This is a genomic window from Labilibacter marinus (assembly GCF_001659685.2).
Taxonomy (GTDB): Bacteria; Bacteroidota; Bacteroidia; order Bacteroidales; family Marinilabiliaceae; genus Saccharicrinis; species Saccharicrinis marinus.
In genome coordinates, this window is record NZ_LXYE02000002.1 from 13,390 (window position 1) to 34,465 (window position 21,076).

Below are 21,076 nucleotides of genomic sequence, written 5' to 3' on the forward strand. Positions count from 1 at the left end.
AGTGTATTTTAGCAGGAAGTTAAACAATAGTAATAAAGCTGCTAAAACTTAGTTGGCCAAGCTTTAAAAAAGACAATATGCACAAACTCATTTTTAATCTATTCTATTTATTTGTATTCATTGCTACAATAGGATTAGTATCCTGCCAAAACCAAGCTGCAGACGAAAAACAAACTGTAAAGTCGAATAAACCTAATGTGATATTGGTGGTGTCGGATGACCATGGTAAAGATGCCTTAGGGTGTTATGGAAACCCGATTATTGAAACCCCGAATCTTGATAAATTGGCTTCGGAAGGCGTAAGGTTTAATAACGCATACTGTACTAGCGCTAGTTGTGCGGCCAGTCGTTCGGTTATTTTAACAGGACAATTTGGTCATGCCACGGGGTCTTACGGGCATGTTCATGATTATCATCACTTCAGTACATTCGATGGTATTAAATCTTTACCTGTTCTTTTAGAGGAGGCGGGATATGCTACAGCCAGAATTGGAAAATACCATGTGGCACCAGAATCGGTTTATCATTTTCAAGAGGTACTTGAGGCTGACCCGCGTAATACGGTGGAGATGGCTAATAAGTGTGAAGGTATTTTAAGTTCAGATAAACCATTCTTTCTTTACTTTTGTCCTGATGATCCACATCGTGGTCACCCGTTTAAGCCAGCACGTTGGGATATGCCCAATACCTTTGGTAACAAAAAGGAGGGTTATGAAGGTGTAGAAACCAAAGTTTATGATCCTAAAGATGTAATTGTTCCTGAGTATTTGCCAGATACAAACCAATCGAGAGAAGAGATAGCGGAATACTACCAAAGTATTTCGAGGGTTGATCAAGGATTTGGGCGATTGATGAATATGTTAGAAAAGGCTGGTAAAATGGATAATACTATTATTATTTATATATCAGATAATGGTATGGCCTTTCCAGGAGCAAAAACAACAGTGTACGAACCAGGTATTCAATTGCCATGCATTGTTAAAAGCCCTTCGATAAAAAATAAAGGAACCCAAAATAACGCTATGGTTTCGTGGGTAGATTTAACACCTACCATATTAAATATGGCTGATGTTAGTTATAAGGCAGAAGATTTTCAAGGACGCTCATTTAAAAATATTGTAGAGAATGATAAAGCTGAAGGATGGGATGAGGTATATGCTTCTCATACTTTTCATGAAATAACTATGTACTACCCTATGCGTGCATGTAGGGTTGGTAATTACAAGTTAATATGGAACACTGCGTGGCGTTTAGAATACCCGTTTGCATCCGATCTTTGGGCTTCGTCTACTTGGCAGGGAGTATATAGAAGTGGCCAGGAGTTTTATGGTAACAGAAAAATGGAAGATTATTTATTTCGTCCAGAATTTGAATTATTTGACTTGTCAAATGACCCTTGGGAAGCTAAAAACTTAGCGAAAGATAAAAAGTATGCCGATGTACTTAAAGAGATGAAGGCAAAATTAAAAGCCTACCAATTAGAAACACGCGATCCGTGGATTATCATGTGGGATCATGATAGCTCTATGCAAGGCACTGGTGTAAACCTTTAATTTAAGATAAACATATTAAGATGCTGTTAGAAATTGATTCTGGCAGCTTTTTTTATACCCGTAAAAACATGGTTGGTATTGCGACGAACTTTTGCGAGCGGAAAACTTCACACTTTTGGCATATAATGTCATCCGATAATTTACCGATAGTTTACAGGTTGATATTGATTAATTAAACTGATAAGTTATGAAGAGATATCTGTTAATTACGTTTTTATGCATATTGAGTATTAAAGGTATTAATGCAAGCAACAAGTCTAAACCCAATGTATTACTCATTATGGTGGATGATATGAACGATTGGGTAGGTGCTTTTGGTGGGAACCAACAAGCCATAACACCGCATATGGATAAACTTGCGGCTAAAAGTGTAATATTTAAAAATGCCTATTGCTCGGCCGCTTTATGTAATCCATCACGTACAAGTATGTTGACTGGTTATCAGCCTGCAACAACAGGTGTTTATGGTAATTCAGAACATTTTAGAGAATTACCTGGTTTTGAAAATACAGTAACCTTACCACAGTATTTTGAAAAGAATGGATATAGCACTGCTGCGGGGGGTAAAATATTTCACAGCCCCAGAGGACCTGCAGCTAAACCTAGACCAGGAAGTGATCCTGGGTCGTTTCAAGAAGAATTGCGAGGAGGATTAGGAACCTCTTATCCTGATAAAGAATTGCGCAGTCAGCATGGCCTTAATTTAAACCAGAAGGGCATTAATAAGCATTTTATACATTCGTTTGATTGGTATGGTGTTGATGAGAAATTAGAAGATACACACGATTGGAAATCTTCGGACTATTGTGCTCAATTTTTAGAGAAAGAACACGAAAAGCCGTTCTTTTTAGCATGCGGAATATTCCGCCCCCACTTACCTTGGTATGCCCCTAAGGAGTTTTTCGATTTGTATAATTTAGATGATATAAATCTTCCTGAGGTAAAAGAAGATGATTTGGATGATGTTGGGAAATTAGGAGCCAGATTGCCTCAAAAGGTATTGCACAGTGAGTTGATTAAAAATGATAAATGGAAAGAGGCAGTTAGAGCCTATTTAGCGAATTTATCTTTTGCAGATGCTTGTGTGGGGCATTTAATGGAAGCGCTAAACAGTAGTGCCTATGCCGAGAATACCATTATTGTTTTAATGGGCGATCATGGTTGGCATTTGGGGGAAAAGCAACATTGGTCTAAAAATGTGCTTTGGGAGCGATCGGCAAAAACACCATTATTAATTCTCGATCCAAGAAATAAAAAAAGTGGGATAAGTACCCGTATAGTTTCTTTGTTGGATGTGTATCCAACCTTAGTTGATTTATGCGAGTTACCTGTTAAAGATGATTTAGAAGGGGAGAGTCTAAAAATACTTATCAACAATCCGAAGGCAAAATGGGACAAGTTTGCTCTTACCTCCAAAGCCAAAGGAATGCATACCCTGCGAAATGAGAACTACAGATACATTGTTTATCCAGATGGATTCGAGGAGTTGTACGATCATCGTAACGATCCTAACGAGTGGACGAATATTGCCTCTGAAAAAGAAAATGATACAATTTTAAATATGTTTAGGGTTGAACTAAAAGAGAAGCTGAATAAATAGTTTTTTAGCTTACGAATTAAAAGTAATTGTTCAATTTTAATATAAATAATAGAATTTTTAAAAGTAATTAGCAGGGTAAAGAGTTTTAAGTGGACAAAAATAAATAGCGTAGTTATAAATCGTAAGTGATCTTTAAAACGTTTTAAAATATTCAATACTGAAGAGAGTTTGGTTCTTTGTAATTGTTTGTGATATAGATTGTAAGGGAGTTTGTTTCGTATTTTAGAAAGTGTGAGGAATTAACTAACAGATTCATATTTTGTACTTGCAGGCAATAGTGTGGCAGTTATAAGCAATACTTTAGCGGCTTATTATTTGGAATCTACAGTTATGCACCAGAAGCTTTTTTATATTGATATCAAATCCTTAAAGAGGGGAGATAAAAAGGTATATGAAAGTGTGTATTTTGAGTTTTTTGATGTTTTATATCATTTAGCTCTGCAGTATTTGAGAAGGGAAGATATTGCTAAAGAGGTGGTGCAAGATGCTTTCGTAAAATTGTGGGAAAATAAAGGAGCAATTGAAAACAACTCGAATATAAAAAATCTACTTTATACAATTACCAAGAATAATTGTCTTAATCATTTGCGAAACGAAAAGGTTGTAGCTAAATATCTGGATAATATTAGACATTTGGAACTGCAGTTTCAATATGATGCCTTATCTAAACTAAGTGATGATGCCATCATTTTTGAAGAACTTCAGGAAAAACTGAATGCAGCCATTGAGAAACTACCAGAAAAAATAAAACAGGTTTTTATCATGAGCCGTTTTCAAGAGCTTAAGTATCGCGAGATAGCCGACAAATTATCTATAAGTCAAAAAACAGTTGAGTCCAGAATGAGTAAAGCGCTTGCTTTTTTGCGTAAAGACTTAAAAGAATATCTGCCATTTTACATTCTCCTTTCCGAATTTCTTAATTAAATAGTCTGAATTTTATCAAATCATAATGTTTGTAACTATTAGTATTTTAGGCGTTTGTGTTCGGGTGTTAAAATTGACTTAAAAAAATACCATTTTTTTGATAGGGTATCAAAGTATTGAGGTGTTAAGTGTGAAAATAAGTTAATCCAGAATTGTGTAATAGATTTTCTAAAACTAATAATAGGATAAGCTTAGTTGTTATAACCATAGTTAAGAATAATTCATTGAATATAATCAATAAAATATTGGCCAATCAGGCTGATCAAACAGAAAAGGAAGCTTTTTTTAAGCAACTCGGTGAGGATGCCAAATTTAAAGAGGAATCCATAGGTATTCAGAATCTTTGGCATTTATCTCATATTCAAAATAAACAATCTTCCGATATAGATAAGAAACTATTGTTTAATGAATTTTGGGCTAAAACAGGCGGTAAAAAAGTCAATAATTATTGGATAGGTAATTTTCAGAAATATGCTGCTGTTATTCTGGTAGCTTTATTTTTAGGCATGGCTCTTCAGTATTTTATTCCTCAACTTAGGCAGGGTAAAGTAGAAACCTATGTATATCAATCCGAAAAAGGTAGCGTATCAACAGTTATTCTTCCAGATAGCTCTAAAGTTTGGTTAAATTCAGATTCTAAATTAGAACTCACAAACCGTAAAGGATTAATTACAGCAAAACTTAGTGGAGAGGCTTACTTTGATATTAAACATGACGAAAACCGCGAGTTTGTGGTAGATGTGGGTGAGTTTAAAATTAAAGATTTAGGTACTAAGTTTAATGTTAAGGCGTATGAGTGTGATAACTATTATCGTGCTGCTCTACTCGAAGGTGATATTGATATTTTAAACACTGCCAATACAACATTAGCCAATATCAATCCAGGTCAAGGTGTTATCTACAATAAACATACAGGCAAGCTAAAAGTAAGTAATATCGATACTTCTATTGAATCGGCATGGACCGAGGGTAAGTTTGTTTTTGTAAAGAAAACGCTGGCTCAAATGTGTGAAGATTTAGAGAAGTGGTATAACGTAGATTTCAATATTCAGAATAAAGACTTAGCCAATGAGCAATATACCTGTGTGTTAAAGAAGACTACCACGGTTGAGCAAATGCTAAAAATTTTAAAAGTGACTTCGGAAGTGAATTATCAAATACTATCAAACGAAACAGGAAAGGATATAGTAATTATTAAATAAAAAAGTGCACCTGTGGAGAGGTGCACTTGTAATGTAAATAAAGAATCCGGGTGGAGCCGGACTCAATGTTTAACGAGTACAAAACAAATTTATGAAGAAAAATCGACAGTTCAATCCCCAAAATTGGGACTGGACAAAAAAAACTATCAGGATTATGAAATTGTCCTTAATCATGCTTATTGGCTTTGCCTCAATGGTTACAGCTAGTACTTATAGCCAGAATACACGGCTAAATCTAAATTTAGAAGAAGCTACGATACTCGAAATTTTTCGTGAGATTGAGAATACGAGCGAATTCGGTTTCTTTTTTAAGAGTGACGATTTAAATACAGAAAAAAAGCACTCAGTAAAAATTAAGAATGCTTCAGTAGATGAAGTACTATCTGACGTTTTAAAGGACGAAGAGGTAAGTTATCGTATTGAAGACAAAAATGTAGTCATTTATAAGACTAAACAAACAGAAATAATTGCAGCATCCATTCAACAGGAAGCGGGAGAAGTTAAGGGAGTAATTACTGACGAAATGGGTGCTACAATGCCTGGAGTAGCGGTAATGATAAAAGGAACCATGAATGGTACTATCACGGATATTGATGGTAATTATCTTATTTCAGATTTACCTGCGGATGCAGTACTGGTATTTTCATTTGTAGGAATGGCTAACCAGGAAATTGCTGTTGAAGGTAAAAGTGTAATCGATGTAGTAATGAAAACCGATGCCATTGGTTTAGATGAGGTGGTTGCTATTGGTTATGGTACAACTACTAAGCGTAAGGCAGTTGGTGCAATGTCTACCATGAAGGCTGAAAAACTAGAGCAAACGCCTTTTGCTAATGTGGGTAACGCGCTACAAGGTCAAGTTCCGGGTTTAATTGTAAAAAATAGTGGTGGTGGACCAGGTAGTACGCCTTCTATTTCTATTCGAGGTGGCGGAAAACCTCTATACGTGATTGATGGTGTAATTACTGAGGAACAGGATTTCAATGCCATAAACTCCGAGGATATTGAGACTATCTCATTTTTAAAAGATGCATCGGCAACGGCTGTTTATGGATCGCGTGCGGGTAACGGTATTGTATTGGTTACTACAAAACGAGGCGAAGAAGGAAAGGTGAATATCAACTATTCATTTAACCAACAGTACAGTGAGCCAACTGTTTTACCCGAAATGTTAAACTCGTATGAGTATGCTAAACTTCAAAATCAGGCCAATGTGTACGATGGTACACCTGCTACTTATTCTGATGAGGAGTTAGATATCATTAAAAACCATTCAGATTGGGATAGATTTCCGGATAATAACTGGCCCGAAATGACACTAAAGAATTTTGCGCCGGAACAAAAGCACAACTTATCCTTAACGGGAGGAGATAAGAAAACCAATTATTTTGTGTCTTTAGGTTACATCGATCAAGGTGGTATTCTTAAAGAAGACGTAGTGAATTACGACCGTATGAATATTAGAAGTAATATGAATACAAAATTTGAAAGCATTGGTTTAGATGTGGGTGTTAATGTAAATGCCAGTATTGAAAATTACCAAGAACCATCCACAAGTATGTATAGTATTTGGCGTACTATTAATCAGCAAAATAATCCTATGTTTCGTGCATATAATGAAGATGGAACGCTGGCTGGTGGTGGCGATGGAGATAATCCAATAGCCATAACTAGCAAAGATGCTGGTTATAACAGAACACGTGATAAGTTTATTAATGTGCAGTTAAAAGCGGACTGGGCAGTACCAACGGTTCAAGGTTTAAAGTTTGGTGTTATGGCCAACTACCGTGATGGTGACGGTTTTCAGAAACATTGGCAAAAAGAAGTGCCTTTGTATATGCAAGATGGTTCTTTAGCACCGCAAATAGCACCTGCATTATCGGCTGAGTCGTACTATAGCAAAAGATTGTATTTTGAATCAAGTGCTCATTACGGCAAAACGTTTGGGGTACATGGCGTTGAAGGTACTTTTGTTTATAATCAAACCACTTCTGCTTACGAAGAAATGAGTGCATCTCGTAGAGATTATGAATCGGGGGCTGTAGATCAACTTTTTGCTGGCCCTCCTACAGGCATTGGTAATGATGGAACAGAAAGAGAAGGGGCTAACGCTGGTTATGTGGTGAGATTGAAGTATGACTACGATTATAGATATATTGCTGAGTTTAGTGGTCGATACGATGGAAATGATAATTTCGTGGATGGAAAAAAATGGGGTTTCTTTCCTGCAGTGTCGTTAGCTTGGAATTTAACGGAAGAGAATTTTATGGAATCTATTATGGATAAAAATATCTTTAATAGTTTAAAATTAAGAGCTTCGTATGGAGAGACTGGTGTAACCGAAGGAGTAAATCGTTTTGGATATATTCCTGTTTATAATCTTGAAACCAGTGCTTATGCGATAAATAACAATCTTGTAAACGGATATTCAGAAGGACCTTTAGTTAGCCCTAATGAGCTGACTTGGTATACCCGTAAGTCGTATAATTATGGTCTTGATTTTTCTTCTTTAGGAAATAAATTAAGCGGTACGTTAGAATATTTCTACTATACTACCCAAGGGTATTTAGTTTCGCCAAAAGATACATATTCACAACCTTTAGGTAAAGATTTACCTCAGATAAAATCTAACTCAGAGCATCGTAGAGCAGGTCTTGAATTTTCAGTTCGTTATAAAGGCAATGCCAATAAATTAAAATATGAAGTAGGCTTTAACTATGCTTATTTTAATCAGCTTTGGAAACAAAAAGATGATGAGGATGAAGCAACGTTTAAGAATCCGTACCAACGCGTAACACACCGCACAGATTATTGGAACGGTGGTCAGGTTTACCTGAATGATGGATTATATCAAAATGCAGATGAGTTTTTAAATGCACCGCGTCCATTGGGTTCTACCGAAACACAAGGTGGTGATATCAGATATAAAGATTTGAATGGAGATGGAAAAATTGACGATCAAGATAAGCGTTTAGTTGGTCTGCCATCTTTACCAAGATCTAATTACGGTATCGACTTTAGTTTAAGTTACGAAGGCTGGTCGCTAAATGGATTATTCCAAGGAACGGGTGATAGATATATGGCTTTTGATAATTTTATGGTGGTTGAGGCCAAAAGGCGTACTTATGAGTTTCAGTTAGATTATTGGACTCCAGAAAATCCTAATGCACTTTATCCACGAATTTCTCACCAAGAAGGTGTTAACGGCAGTAACAACAGCAATGCTGATAATAAATCAGATTTTTATCTGAAAAATGCCAAGTATTTCAGATTGAAGAATTTACAATTGTCCTATAACTTAAAGAATAAGCTATTGTCTAATGTACAGTGGTTATCAGCTTGTAAAGTGTATGTAAGCGGTACTAACCTGTTCACAATTTCAGAAGTGATGGACTATTTTGATCCAGAGCAAAATGAAAGTGAAAATAACGGCACGCAGAGTTATGGATACCCAGTACAGCGTACCTATTCTTTTGGTGTAAATGTTGGATTTTAAAGAAAAACGTAGAAAATGAAGAAATTAATATATAGTTTGATTGTAATGGTCGGATTGCTTCACATTTCGTGCAGCGACGATTTATTAAATACAAAACCCTTGGATAAATACACCGAACTAGATGTTTGGAATGATGCTAATTTAGCCCAAGGATTTATTTATAACACGTATACTTCCGTTATTCCTGAATTGTTGGTAAACCCTAACGACCCGGATAGAAAGTTTGGAGGAGTAGGTAGCGATTATTCAACCGATAATATGCTGACTGCGAAATCGGATATTGTATCGCGCGATTTAATGGATAAATATTACGATGCAGGTTGGGCAAAGAATAATTCATATTATTGGTTTGGAGGAGCTCCATTAGGACGTAAAAATCCCATCAAAGAAAAATCTTTTGAAGTAATTAGAGATTGTAATTTAATAATCGAAAAAGTAAGCGCTTCAAATGGTATTGCAGACGTTGATAAGCCAGCTTTAATTGCACAAGGTAAAATGTTACGTGCATTAATCTATTATACAAAAGCGCGTTTATTTGGTAAGTATGTAATTGTTGATAAAGTTTTAACTCCAGAAGATGACCTGAAGTTACCGCGTTCTAGTACAATTAAAGAAACCTACGATTTTATTGTAAAGGATTTACAAGAGGCGGCGGCTGACTTACCCGTAGCAGGCGATAAAAACAAAGGTCAATTAACACAAGGTGCTGCATACGCCATGTTAGCAGAAATTGCTTTACAAGGTGCGGCTTATATAGAGTCGGGTAAAAATGAGTATTATCAAATAGCCAAAAAAGCAAGTGAAGATTTATTTGCATTAGGCTACGGTTTAGATGATAATTACGAGGCTCTTTTTAATAATTATGCCAATGCATTAACCTCCAGTGAAATAATTTTGGCTCAGTATAAACACGTTGATGCTACCATGTTTATTCTTACCCCAATGCAAGGTTTAGTGCCCAATATGGAAGTGGCAAAAACTACAGGTACACCAAAGCTTAATGAATCATTTTTAGGTTGGACTAAGTGCTGGCCTTCATTTGATATGGTGGAGGCATATTTAGCTATTGATACAGATGGAACAGCTAAAAAATGGAATGAGACTACCTATTATCAGGATTTTATGACCAATGGAGGGTATGTTTCTAAAGCCATTCATGGGCATCGAGATGCAAGACTTAAGGCTTCTATTGTATTGGATTCAACAAAATATTTTAGCAATACTATTACTATGCGTTTGGGTGGTAATATGCATTACAAGGAAAGTAATAAAGGTATTAATATGTCTACGCCTTCTGGATTCTTTACCAAAAAAGGAATTTATGATGTAGAAAATTTTAAAGCTAAAGTAAACACCAATTATCACCATTGTATTACTCGTTTGGGTAGAGCGTACCTGAACTATGCCGAGGTAATGTTACGATTAAATGAGCCTGGTGTAGCTACGGAATACTTAAACAAAACCAGAACTACACATGGTCAATTGCCAGCATTAGCGGATGGTTTAGCCATTGATGAAGTATGGAAATGGTATAAAATAGAGCGTAGGGTTGAGTTGTTTATGGAGAATGATAGATACTGGTCTTTATTACGATGGGGTAAAGAAGCTGGTGGCGGAATAATTCCTGAGTTGAATAATGTAAAGCATAAGTTTTTTGAGATTTCAGCCGATGGTAAGAGCTTTGAAATTAAGGATCTTGAAATTCACGCTTCTAACCAGGAAAGTAGATTTACGGAAAAGCGCTATTTATTCCCTGTACCCGAAAAAGAAAGAGAGTTAAATGATTTGTATGACCAAAACCCAGGATGGGAGTAAAAAATAATAGATATGATGAATAAAATATTAAAATTAGTACCCGCATTGTTAAGCATCTTACTTTTTACATCTTGTTTAAAAAGTGGTTTAGATGATCTTCCTGCATTTGAAGATGCTGAAATTACAAGCTTTAAATTTGAATATAGATGGGTAGTTAAAAATGTAGATAACGATCAATTAAGTGTTCAAACATTAGATGTAACTAATACCATTGATACTGAAAATAATGTGGTAGATTGTACAATTACTGTTCCTGCTGCATCAGATGATTTTCCTACAGAGGTAAGAGATTTGGTTACAGAATCAAATATTGTAGGATATTGTAATATTTCTACAGCGGCTTCACTAAAGCCTATTGGTAATGCTCCTAAACTGGGCATTATTCAGGATTTTAGTGGATCTTCATTTCAGTATGAAGTAACAGCAGCTGATGGCAAAACTAAAAAAGTATGGACCATTAATATTGTTGATTTTATCAAGTAATCAGTAATATAAAGGAGTTTTATACTTCTAAAATTAAGGATGCTACACCAATGAATTTTTTCATAGTGTAGCATTTTTTGTAGATACAATATTTAATAGGAATTGTTTTAAGAATAAGGTGATGGTAAAAAGTATCGTTTCACAGAATAATTCTAATATTATACTGGTAAGCACATATTGTGTACTGTTAATGCAGGTTTAGAATGAAATAACTAGCACCTTGAAATCGTTAAACCGAAAGAAAAATTACGCAATGAAAACTCAATACCTATTTGTAATTGTATCTGCTTTAAGCTTAATGTTGATGAACTGCACAGGATCGTCAAAAAGCAAACATAACCAGGGGCTTACTAGTATTGAAACAGGATATACTATAAGTAAGGTGCGCACCGCAAAAGCAAACCAAAACTATATTGCAGCAAGTACTTACGAAGGAACAATTATAGGCGTAAGTGAAGGAGGTCAGGTGCTTTGGGAGAATAAATTATCTGGTTTTATGAATCATGATATGTGGTGTGCTGATATTACAGGAGATGGGGTAGATGAAATATTTGCTGCAAATGCGGATGGTACCTTATACTGTTTAAACCATAAAGGTGACTTGGTTTGGCAATTTAAGGAAAACGATGCACCTATGTATTCAGTTACCGTTATTCATCAGGACAAAACGCCTTACGTGGTTTGTGGAGGATACAATAAAAATATATACTACCTTTCTGATAAAGGGGCGTTGGTAAAAACAATTTCCTCTTATAGTTACTCCAATGAAAATCCCGTTCAACCATATTCAAAGGCCATTCCAGATAGTACTTGCCATTTAGCTAATTACATCAGAACCGTAAAAAAGAAGGATGGAAAAGAAGTGTTGGCGGTCCATGGTGTGATACATTCCATGGCTGTATGGGCGAGAGGTTCGGTGTATTTTTTTAATCCCTTAGATGAAAAACCATTTAAAACCATAAAGCTTAAAGATGGACGACCTATAGGAGAATTAAGAGTTGTTGATACAAATTTGGATGGTAACGACGAATTGTTATTCGGAACGAGTACCATGTTGGATGCATCGCAGTTATTAAAGCTGGAGATGGAAACTGAGCAGCAGTCCATTTTTAATATGAAAGAGCTGAAAGATTCCATCGATAATTTTGGCTATCGTGTGACGCAGCCAGAAGTGATAATGGATAATAATCAGCAAAAATATTTTATTCTTTTAGGAGCTAGAATTCTATTAGTGCCAATGGATTTAAGTACAGATGGTGCCGTAGTGCTGGCTTGTAAGTATTCGTTTAACGATATGTGGAATGACAAAGAATCGAATAAAATTATTTTAGCCAGTGCGCAAAGTGGAGGTAGTTGTATTCATATTATTGATACATCAAATCCAAACTGGAAAAATGAATATGAAAACTTAAACCCGACTGGTAAAATAGAAAGTATTTTAAAGAACACTGCTGAAATAAAAGCAAACTTAAAAGATTATACTGCTCCTGAATGGGAACGAGAACCACTTCCTGTTAATTTACTTTCAGAAAGTACCAGAGGTGTTGGTGATTTGATTGACGAATTAAAGACAAAGTATAGCAGTCCTGTGTTTTTTAATAAAACGCATTTAGGAGTAGCTGAAAATTCAGATAGATCAGATATTAAAGATGAACGTTACTTTGCTAGAAGAGATAAACGCCGAAAATATACTGCAACAAGTCAGGAGATTGTGGATGCTGTGGTGCCGCATTATAAAGGTGGCGAAGGTTTGGCTTTTTGGGGCGGTCATGGTAACGATCCGTATATGCTTCGTTTAAATACGGTTAAAAAAATATTAGATCATGCCGAGGGTAAAAAAACGGTTTTAATATATCCTGAGTTAGAGGATCATTCTGATCATTTTGCCTATGTAATGGACGATTATTTTTATCCATTAGCTAAATATTGTAGAAAGAAGAATGCCAACATATTTGTGCGCACCAAGCATTCGTTTTGGTTTTCAACGGCTCATTTACCAATGTGGAACGGTTTAATGTCGGGTGAATATTCAGATGTGTTTGTACCATCGATGGAGGAAACGTCAGATAAATCAATGGAATTGAGTATTGCAGCACGCATGGGTGTGTGGGCTTGTGGAGCAACAGATAGTTGGGGTTCGAGATGTGCACGCGATAATCCAAGTTTCGATCGTTTACGTCAGCACTCGCACCAAATGTTACCCAACCATTTTTTACGTATGATGGTTTATCATATTTCAAGTGGAGCGCAGTATCTCGATAACTTTCCGGTAGATCAACCATATATGAGTTTACTTTGGGAGTTGATTGCAAAAGGAGCTTTATATGTACCTAAACGTTCCGAAATTGTTAGCTTTTCGCCCGTTCATATAGGTATGGTTAAACCCGATGAGCATTTTATCAACAGAAGCAGCAATATAAAATGGACTACCTTTTATGATGAGGAGTTTGAGAAAAACAACTCCTTTGTTTTTAGTCGTTTGAGTGGATCGTGGCCAGCAGCTCCGGTAACGGATTGGGATTTTTCTAAATATGCAGCAGGCGTTAAGGATCGATATCAGAATTTCCTAGCCAATTATAGCCATGGTATGGTGTTGCTAACGGCTCCACAAAATGGTGTTTTTGCCGATGAAAAAGCTGTGCGAGGCGCACTAGCCGATCATCTACATCCTTTGTATAAAAATATTAGTAAGGAATATTTAACGGATGGAAGGTATTACTATTCGTCGGATGGAAAACAAAAATATGCGGCTGATGAGTATTACAAAACTATTCAGAAGGAGATTGAAAGCAGTGCCAAACAAATTCCAATTACTGTAAAGGGCAATGTAGCATGGGTGGCTGCCGAATCATCCCCAAATCATATTAGACTTACGCTTATCGACGGAGGTTATATTAATCCTGATGATAGAGATGTTTTTGTATCGTTTCATACTATAAAGCCGGTTGTAGTAAAGGATATACTGAGCGGGGAACCTTTTGAAGTGAGTAATGCCAGAGAGCTGAAAATCAGTATTCCTTGTGGATCTTTCCGATTTATTGATGTTGAAATAGCTGAACCTTTGAGATAAAAGTTATTTTTGTTGTTTCAGAATTACAACTCAGGTTAAACAACAATACGAGAACGAATAATATGTTGAGAATATTTTTTTCATCCTTGCTTGTTATTATTAATTATTCAATGATAATGGCAAATCAAGTAAAACTTGATTATTCTCAAAAAATAGCCATTGAAGAAGGTTTATCCCATAACGGTATAACTGCTATACATGAAGATTCACGAGGATATTTATGGTTTGGAACGTACGATGGACTGAATAGATATGATGGTTACGAAATAAAAACCTTTAAAAATGACCTGAAGGAGGATATCTTATTAAGTAGTCGCATCCGTTGTATTAACGAGGATAGTAATGGAAACTTATGGATAGGAACTGAGGAAGGAATTACCTTATTCAATTTTAATCAGCAACAATTCTCCGATTTATATTCCAATATATTAGAGGGCAAAGGTAAAGTTGGACCTATAGTCCGAAAAATTATAATGGATGAAGAGAATAAGGTGGTGATTTGTATCACGGATGAGGAAGGTATTTTACTTTTTAATTTCGATTATGGTTTTATTGGTCAGTATCTTCCATCCAAGTATATATTTCAAGGGAATATTTTAATTCATGATGCCTTAAAAATATATTCATCAGAATATTTATTGGCTACCAATAAAGGGGTGTTGTTATTTGATGTAGATTCAAAGGAATACCGTCATATATTAAAAAAGCCATTTCCTGTATGTCATGCCTTAACTGCGTTGAATGATACTGCTGTGCTGGCTTATGCCAACGTAGGTATGAGTGTTATTCGGTTGGATAGCTTAAAGCAAAAGCCTAGAGTAGGACAACGGTATTTTGAAAAGGAGCGTATAAGAGCAGCATCAATAGATTCTATTGGTAATATCTGGTTAGGAACCATAAATAACGGTGTAGTTCGCGTTAAAAATATTGAAGGCGTACTGCAAGGTAAAGAAATACAGAGTTCGGTTTTTCAAATTAAAAATGCAAAAGTAAGAGCCAATACTATTATTCAAACCAAGCAAAAAGGCTGTTGGATAGGAACGCAAAATGAGGGTGTTTTTCGCTTCGATGTGAATGACAATCCCTTTAAATCCTTTGATATTGGCATGAAGCAGGAGAACAGTATTCGTTCTAATATGATTGCCCATATTGCGCCTTTGGATAGTGCTCGATCATATATTGTTGGTTCCATAGGAGGGGTTGGTTTATTTAATACCGAAAGCCAAATGTTTGAACCCTTGCCATTTGAATTATCACCTCAGGAAAAGGCGCGCGTGCAAGTGATTTTATTAGATTCAAGAGGGAATACTTGGTTATATATTTATCGTTTGGGTTTGTGTATTGTTAAAAAAGATGAACAGACTATTGAGGTTTTAAATCAGGACGATTATCCTTTATTGAAGAACGTTTATCCGCGCGATTTATTGGAAGATAAATACGGGAACATATGGCTAAGAAACAACAATAACGTACTTAAACTAGCCGTTAATGACAGTTCCAGAGTAACGAATGTTAGTTCGTTAGCAGATAACTTATTCTTTAAAAACAAAAGTTTAGAGAATACGAAAAGCATGTATCTGGATCCGACCTATGATTTTTTATGGTTAGGTACAAAAACGGATGGTTTATATCGCATTAACTGTGCCAATGATGAGTTGCTCAATAAGGCTGATGTAGACAATTATCAACGGGATAAAACAAACCATAGGTCAATCACCAGTAATTTTATCACCAGTATTATTCGCTTAAAAAATAACGAATTATGGGTGGCCACGGAGCGTGGTGGAATTTGTCAGGTAAAAGATAGTAATTGGGAGCCTACTTTTTATTCCATTTCTGAGGAGGATGGTTTATCCAATAATGTGGTGCGTGATTTAGTGGCTGATAAAAATGATAATTTATGGATAACGACCAATGCAGGACTAAATGTTTATGAATCAAAATCGAAGATATTAAGAAAATTTGGTATTAGAGACGGACTACCTTTTCACGATTTTTGGTTTTCATCTACAAGTTTAAATAATGGACAGGTGTTACTAGGTGGTGTAAATGGTTTATGTTATTTCAATCCTGAGGATATTAAGTATCATGATTATTTTCCCACATTTGCCTTCGACGATTTTAAAGTTTTGAATAAAAGCATTGCGCCTGGAGATTCTTTAAATGATAGAGTTTTATTGAAACAGCACATTAACAAAACACAACATATTAGTCTGGAGCATGACGAAAATGTATTTTCATTTGAGTTAAAATCCTTGCATTTCGGAAGTCCTAAAAACTACTATTACAGGTATAAGTTAGTTCCTTTTAATAAAGATTGGATTATCAATACAACTGAGCATAGGCACATCAGTTATAGTGGTTTGCCACATGGCGAATATACTTTGTTGGTGAGTGTATCCAACTCTATTAAAAACTGGACCGAGGCAAAGGCCTTAAAAATAACCATTGAAACACCGTTTTGGAAAACTGGGTGGGCGTATGTAATTTATGTGCTAACTGTTATTTTGGTGAGCTTTGTGGTGGTTTACTTTATCGTTCGACTACAAAGGTTAAAGTATAATTTGCAGATTGAGAAGGTGGAGAAGGACCAAGCTAAAAATATAAATGCAGCAAAACTTCGCTTTTTTTCTGATATCTCACACGAAATTCGAACGCCTATTACGCTGATATCTGGACCTATATCGCAATTACTAAACAGGTATAAAGGTAACGAAGAATTAAATGAAAAATTGATGTTGGTAAAACGTCAATCGCAAAAAATATCCCAGCTAGTCGACCAGGTTCACGATTTCCAGAAGGCAGATGAAAACTTACTTAAAATGGAATATTCCAATTTCTGTTTTAATGATTTTGTAGATCATTTATTATCCGATTTTAGATTCTTATCTAAACACGAGAATAAATTACTTGAAGTGCATGATAGTCATGAGAAGATTTACGTTTCGGCAGATAAAGATAAGTTGGAGAAGGTGCTGAATAACCTGTTAAATAATGCCTTTAAGTACAGCAAACCCAATGATAAAATAAGTCTTGCATACGAGCGAAAGCAAGGAGAGTTAATCGTTAAAATAAGCGATACAGGAAAAGGTATCAGTGCAGAAGATTTACCGAATATTTTTAATCGTTTTTATCAATCAAAAAATAGAGAACAAGTTCATGTAGGTGGTTCTGGTATAGGATTGGCATTTTCGAAAAGGTTGGTGGATATGCACTATGGGTTTATAAATGCTGAGAGTACCGTTAATATTGGCTCCACCTTTACTTTACGTTTACCCATAGTTGTAGATGATGTAGTAACTACGCAGCAAACAGCTGAAATTCTTTCTTTGGAAGAGCAAGGTGTCAGTGCTGATTTAAACGAAGACATTCATCAAAACAGTGATATTGTTTTGGATAGTAGTTTTTCTAATATAAAAGTTTTTTTGGCGGAGGATAACCAAGATATGCGTGAGTATATTACGGAGTCTCTTTCTGAATACTTTAAGGTGAAAGCTTTTTCTAATGGTAAGGAGTGTATGAATGCCTTGGAGAGCGAATGGCCCGATATATTAATCAGTGATGTTTTAATGCCTGAAATGAATGGTCTGGATCTTTGTAAGCAGGTTAAAACTGATATTAAAACAAGTCATATACCTATTATATTGCTGACCGCATGTATTGCGGATAATGATAGGATTAAGGGCTTAAAAGTGGGGGCTGATGCCTATATCAAAAAACCGTTTGACTTGCAGCATTTGGTAACGAATATGGAAACATTGCTTAAGAATAGGAAGCAGTTGCGAGAGCGTTTTCTATCGAATTTACCATTGACCTTAGATAGTAGCCAAGAGAGCAGCAAAGACCATGCTTTTATCGAAAAACTATATAGTCTTATATCGGAGAATATGGATAATCAGGATTTAGATATTGATTCCTTTGCTAAGGAATTGTTTTTAAGTCGTTCTTTATTCTTTAAAAAAGTAAAAGCGGTAACTAACTCAACACCATATGAACTTTTAAAAGACTACAGAATTAAAAAAGCAGCCGAATTTTTAGTGCAAAAGAAGATAAGCGTCAACGAAGTTTTTGCCATGACTGGATTTAAAAGCAGAACGCACTTTACCAAGCTGTTTAAAGAAAAATTTGGTGTTACACCGGGCAAGTATGCCAGCGAAACCAGAAGAAAATTGGAGTAGGTTTTATTCTATCAACACAGGATAATAACTATAGTGAACTCTCACTCTTTAAATGGTTAGTGTTTCAACTGCAACTCCTTTATCATATTCTCAAAAGTTGAAAATAGGGGAGCTCTAAGAATTATTGGTTCCTCTGTTATGGGATGAGTAAAATGCATTTCTTTGGCATGAAGAAGCATGGTCATCATATTCCACTTTTCTTTGAACATGCGGTTTTGCTTATTGCAACCATGCGGGCGATCTCCTATGATAGGATGGTGTAGGTGGCTCAGGTGTTTTCTTATTTGGTGCATTCTCCCTGTTTTTGGAGAAGCTTGAATAAAAGAATAACGCGAAGTTTCAAATTTACCCAATGGGATATTTAGCTCTGATCGGGTAAATGTTTTAAAGGAAGTCACGGCTTCTTGAACTTTGCCTTTGTCGTTAGTGAGGGCATAATCTACTTCAATCTCATCAGGAAAATAACCTCTTACAATGGCCCAATATATTTTTTTAGTATTATCATTTACAAAAATAGTTTGCATGGCTTTGGCATACTCGCTACTTAATGCAAATATTAAAATACCCGATGTTTTTCTATCTAAGCGATGTATAGGAAATACCTTTCGCTCCAATTGTTCTTGAAGTAATTGTACGGCAAATTCTTGCACATCGGTGGCAATGGGGCTTTTATGAACCAATAAACCGTGTGGTTTATTAATGGCCACAAAATACTCATCCTGATAAACTATCTGTAACATATGCTTTTTCTGTCTTTTAAAAAGGAAGTCCGCAAAGATAGTAAAGCTTATTAGTAGCGAAAGCTACCTTTCGATTAAAGTTAAAATTTCTAATTCTAATAAAAGACTTGAGTTGTATTTTCTACATTATCAATTATATATATAGATAGTTTTAGATACGCTACCAAAGTTTGTTTCAATTAGCAAATAGTTAACAGCATATACCTAGTTATATTCTTAATCTGTTCTTTTGTGAAAAAACAATAAATGGATAAGATGAATAATGATGGTACTTATTTGAGTAGTCGTATTTATAGTTATTTTACTATCATAAAAGAAATGGAGTGCTTTTGTAATGATGAGGAAAAAAAGTGTTCAAACGGTAAGGAAAACGCTGCAGTATTAAATCGGATTAGATATTATAGTCGTAAATCAAAGCGTGTTGGGCTAGATTTCTTTTCAGAAATATGTTCATTGAAAGCGATGGATATAGATATGCGATTAAAAATTCTAGAACAAATTCAAATACACTTACTAAGAGCGCGAAAAATGTATGATAAATTCAATGAAGATGAAACATCTAAATCATATAAAGAAGCGATAACAAGTTTATTCCTACTTAGAAAACAAATTATTGTTTTTAGTAAGGGGTGTAATGGTAGAAATATAAATACAGTTACGGATAACCATCATCAGAAGTGTATAAAACAATCCTTAGAGTTTTTAGAATCACTCAAAAGCTATATTCATATACAAGATATCGATATCTGCCAAAATTAGTTTTCATGATTATTCAGTAGAAACGCATTTAAAGTATCTTCTAATATCACCTTAACCTCTTGGTCATAATTATCATTTTAAGGTTTCAAATGGTTAACAAGTTCTATTTTATTAATACTAGTACTGGTACATTTGATGGTTGATTTTAATATCTGATAATGAAGAGAAAGAAAAGGTATTTTAGGCCGGTTGTTGAGGAGATTGATATAGATAATGAAATTTCGCTAATGATGACCAGTTTACCTCCAGGAGATCCAGGGGATGATAATCCATTTGGAATGAGCCAAGCAAAACAACGGGAGGAGTTAATATTTAAAAATCAGAATAGTCCATTTGGAGGAGATAGTCCAGACTATAATTAGTTGTTTAATAGTGGTGATGATTGGCAGTGAGGTTGGCTGCCGATGGAGTGAGGAGTTTTAATAACTTCTCACTCTATTTATGAATAAGCCATTTACTTGCAGCTTCGTGAGTACAGAAAATATTTAGTTGATAATTCGGATCATCTACTAAGCTTTTGTAAATACAAGCAAATGCAGTTAGAATAGGTTCTTTTACTACAATACCAACACGAACAGATCCAAATGCAATAGCTACGGATTTGCTTAAACTCCAAACTGTATTTAATTCATCTACACTTATTCCTAATGCATCTTTCTCTATTTCAACGATCATGCGAATGGGGCGAATGCTAGGAGGGTAATGAAGTAGTGAATTAATAAATACCTTTATTCTATCTATATTATTTTCATGCAGTAATAAAACATCAAAATAGTTATCTTCTGGATGGTAAATTTGATATATCATAAGCATAATATTTGTTTTCGTCCTATTAAGATAAATACAAATACATAGTTATGAGAATTATAGAGTTAGCAAAAGGTATACTAGCACTGAAGCTAACTGGTTAATCTTTTTTTATACTGATTTATTCATCTTTCTGCCATTTAATTTCTACAATTGTTTTATTAGTATCCTCATGACCAAACTCTTTTAAAAGAGTTTTATAAATTTTGCTTAATAGGGAAATATTAGATGATGCCTTAATCACACCAATAGGATAATCATTACTTTTTGCTAGAAAAACATCCCCAACTTTAATGCAATATATTTTACATTTATGCTTCATTAATAACTCCCTGATTTAAAATGCTTTTTTAAATGCCAAAACACTTTAGTAAGAATAGGTTTTACCCAAAGAGTAAGCTTCATTACAAATACTATTATACGTTTATTAAACAGTGCTATTAAGTGAA

At 35.1% G+C, this 21,076-nt stretch carries 14 protein-coding genes; 11 read left to right on the top strand and 3 right to left on the bottom strand.

From position 1 onward, the window contains the following. Positions 1–77 precede the first annotated feature (77 nt). The 9 genes from A8L32_RS01635 to A8L32_RS01675 all read left to right on the top strand — a co-directional run bounded on the left by A8L32_RS01635 (position 78) and on the right by A8L32_RS01675 (position 18,321). Positions 78–1,553 carry a sulfatase family protein gene (locus A8L32_RS01635; RefSeq protein ID WP_066626989.1) on the top strand — a complete coding sequence of 492 codons (1,476 nt, stop codon included), beginning with the start codon at positions 78–80 and terminating at the stop codon, positions 1,551–1,553. A gap of 187 nt (positions 1,554–1,740) precedes the next feature. Then, positions 1,741–3,153, top strand: a complete 1,413-nt coding sequence (locus tag A8L32_RS01640) for a sulfatase (protein WP_066626991.1) — start codon at positions 1,741–1,743, stop codon at positions 3,151–3,153. Positions 3,154–3,483: 330 nt separating this feature from the next. Beyond that, positions 3,484–4,077: an RNA polymerase sigma-70 factor gene (locus A8L32_RS01645; protein WP_066627306.1), complete on the top strand. Its 594-nt coding sequence runs from the start codon at positions 3,484–3,486 to the stop codon at positions 4,075–4,077. 224 nt (positions 4,078–4,301) lie between these two features. Further along, positions 4,302–5,279 carry a FecR family protein gene (locus A8L32_RS01650; RefSeq protein ID WP_143524988.1) on the top strand — a complete coding sequence of 326 codons (978 nt, stop codon included), beginning with the start codon at positions 4,302–4,304 and terminating at the stop codon, positions 5,277–5,279. Between the two features lie 91 nt (positions 5,280–5,370). Next, positions 5,371–8,775: a TonB-dependent receptor gene (locus A8L32_RS01655; RefSeq protein ID WP_066626998.1), complete on the top strand. Its 3,405-nt coding sequence runs from the start codon at positions 5,371–5,373 to the stop codon at positions 8,773–8,775. Positions 8,776–8,790: 15 nt separating this feature from the next. Next, positions 8,791–10,590 carry a RagB/SusD family nutrient uptake outer membrane protein gene (locus A8L32_RS01660; protein WP_066627001.1) on the top strand — a complete coding sequence of 600 codons (1,800 nt, stop codon included), beginning with the start codon at positions 8,791–8,793 and terminating at the stop codon, positions 10,588–10,590. 12 nt (positions 10,591–10,602) lie between these two features. Then, entirely contained in the window at positions 10,603–11,073 is a 471-nt protein-coding gene (locus A8L32_RS01665; protein WP_198931717.1) for a DUF5018-related domain-containing protein, read from the top strand. 253 nt (positions 11,074–11,326) lie between these two features. Continuing rightward, a complete protein-coding gene (locus tag A8L32_RS01670) occupies positions 11,327–14,143 on the top strand; it encodes a PQQ-binding-like beta-propeller repeat protein (RefSeq protein ID WP_066627006.1) in 2,817 nt (938 codons plus the stop codon). Positions 14,144–14,259: 116 nt separating this feature from the next. After that, entirely contained in the window at positions 14,260–18,321 is a 4,062-nt protein-coding gene (locus A8L32_RS01675) for a hybrid sensor histidine kinase/response regulator transcription factor (protein ID WP_066627008.1), read from the top strand. Between the two features lie 56 nt (positions 18,322–18,377). On the opposite strand, the gene A8L32_RS01680 is transcribed toward A8L32_RS01675, so the two are convergent. Then, the gene (locus A8L32_RS01680) at positions 18,378–19,061 is read right to left on the bottom strand and encodes a pseudouridine synthase (RefSeq protein ID WP_066627010.1); all 684 of its coding nucleotides are present in this window, start codon (positions 19,059–19,061) and stop codon (positions 18,378–18,380) included. A 246-nt stretch (positions 19,062–19,307) separates the two neighbouring features. On the opposite strand from A8L32_RS01680, the gene A8L32_RS01685 reads away from it, so the two are divergent. Next, complete coding sequence (locus A8L32_RS01685) at positions 19,308–19,820, top strand: hypothetical protein (protein WP_066627013.1); 513 nt, start codon at positions 19,308–19,310, stop codon at positions 19,818–19,820. 158 nt (positions 19,821–19,978) lie between these two features. After that, complete coding sequence (locus tag A8L32_RS01690; RefSeq protein ID WP_066627015.1) at positions 19,979–20,182, top strand: hypothetical protein; 204 nt, start codon at positions 19,979–19,981, stop codon at positions 20,180–20,182. Positions 20,183–20,255: 73 nt separating this feature from the next. Here the strand turns inward: A8L32_RS01690 and A8L32_RS01695 are convergent, their stop codons facing one another. Both A8L32_RS01695 and A8L32_RS01700 read right to left on the bottom strand, forming a co-directional pair. Continuing rightward, positions 20,256–20,627 carry a hypothetical protein gene (locus A8L32_RS01695; protein WP_143524989.1) on the bottom strand — a complete coding sequence of 124 codons (372 nt, stop codon included), beginning with the start codon at positions 20,625–20,627 and terminating at the stop codon, positions 20,256–20,258. A gap of 121 nt (positions 20,628–20,748) precedes the next feature. After that, positions 20,749–20,949 (bottom strand): hypothetical protein, encoded by a 201-nt coding sequence (locus A8L32_RS01700; RefSeq protein ID WP_066627022.1) that lies wholly within the window; start codon positions 20,947–20,949, stop codon positions 20,749–20,751. Positions 20,950–21,076 lie beyond the last annotated feature (127 nt).

Bases quoted from the DNA above. Each gene is read 5' to 3' on its own strand.
- A8L32_RS01635 (WP_066626989.1), top strand. From the start codon at position 78: ATGCACAAACTCATTTTTAATCTATTCTATTTATTTGTATTCATTGCT.
- A8L32_RS01640 (WP_066626991.1), top strand. From the start codon at position 1,741: ATGAAGAGATATCTGTTAATTACGTTTTTATGCATATTGAGTATTAAA.
- A8L32_RS01645 (WP_066627306.1), top strand. From the start codon at position 3,484: ATGCACCAGAAGCTTTTTTATATTGATATCAAATCCTTAAAGAGGGGA.
- A8L32_RS01655 (WP_066626998.1), top strand. From the start codon at position 5,371: ATGAAGAAAAATCGACAGTTCAATCCCCAAAATTGGGACTGGACAAAA.
- A8L32_RS01660 (WP_066627001.1), top strand. From the start codon at position 8,791: ATGAAGAAATTAATATATAGTTTGATTGTAATGGTCGGATTGCTTCAC.
- A8L32_RS01665 (WP_198931717.1), top strand. From the start codon at position 10,603: ATGATGAATAAAATATTAAAATTAGTACCCGCATTGTTAAGCATCTTA.
- A8L32_RS01670 (WP_066627006.1), top strand. From the start codon at position 11,327: ATGAAAACTCAATACCTATTTGTAATTGTATCTGCTTTAAGCTTAATG.
- A8L32_RS01675 (WP_066627008.1), top strand. From the start codon at position 14,260: ATGGCAAATCAAGTAAAACTTGATTATTCTCAAAAAATAGCCATTGAA.
- A8L32_RS01680 (WP_066627010.1), bottom strand. From the start codon at position 19,061: ATGTTACAGATAGTTTATCAGGATGAGTATTTTGTGGCCATTAATAAA.
- A8L32_RS01685 (WP_066627013.1), top strand. From the start codon at position 19,308: ATGGATAAGATGAATAATGATGGTACTTATTTGAGTAGTCGTATTTAT.
- A8L32_RS01690 (WP_066627015.1), top strand. From the start codon at position 19,979: ATGAAGAGAAAGAAAAGGTATTTTAGGCCGGTTGTTGAGGAGATTGAT.
- A8L32_RS01695 (WP_143524989.1), bottom strand. From the start codon at position 20,627: ATGATATATCAAATTTACCATCCAGAAGATAACTATTTTGATGTTTTA.
- A8L32_RS01700 (WP_066627022.1), bottom strand. From the start codon at position 20,949: ATGAAGCATAAATGTAAAATATATTGCATTAAAGTTGGGGATGTTTTT.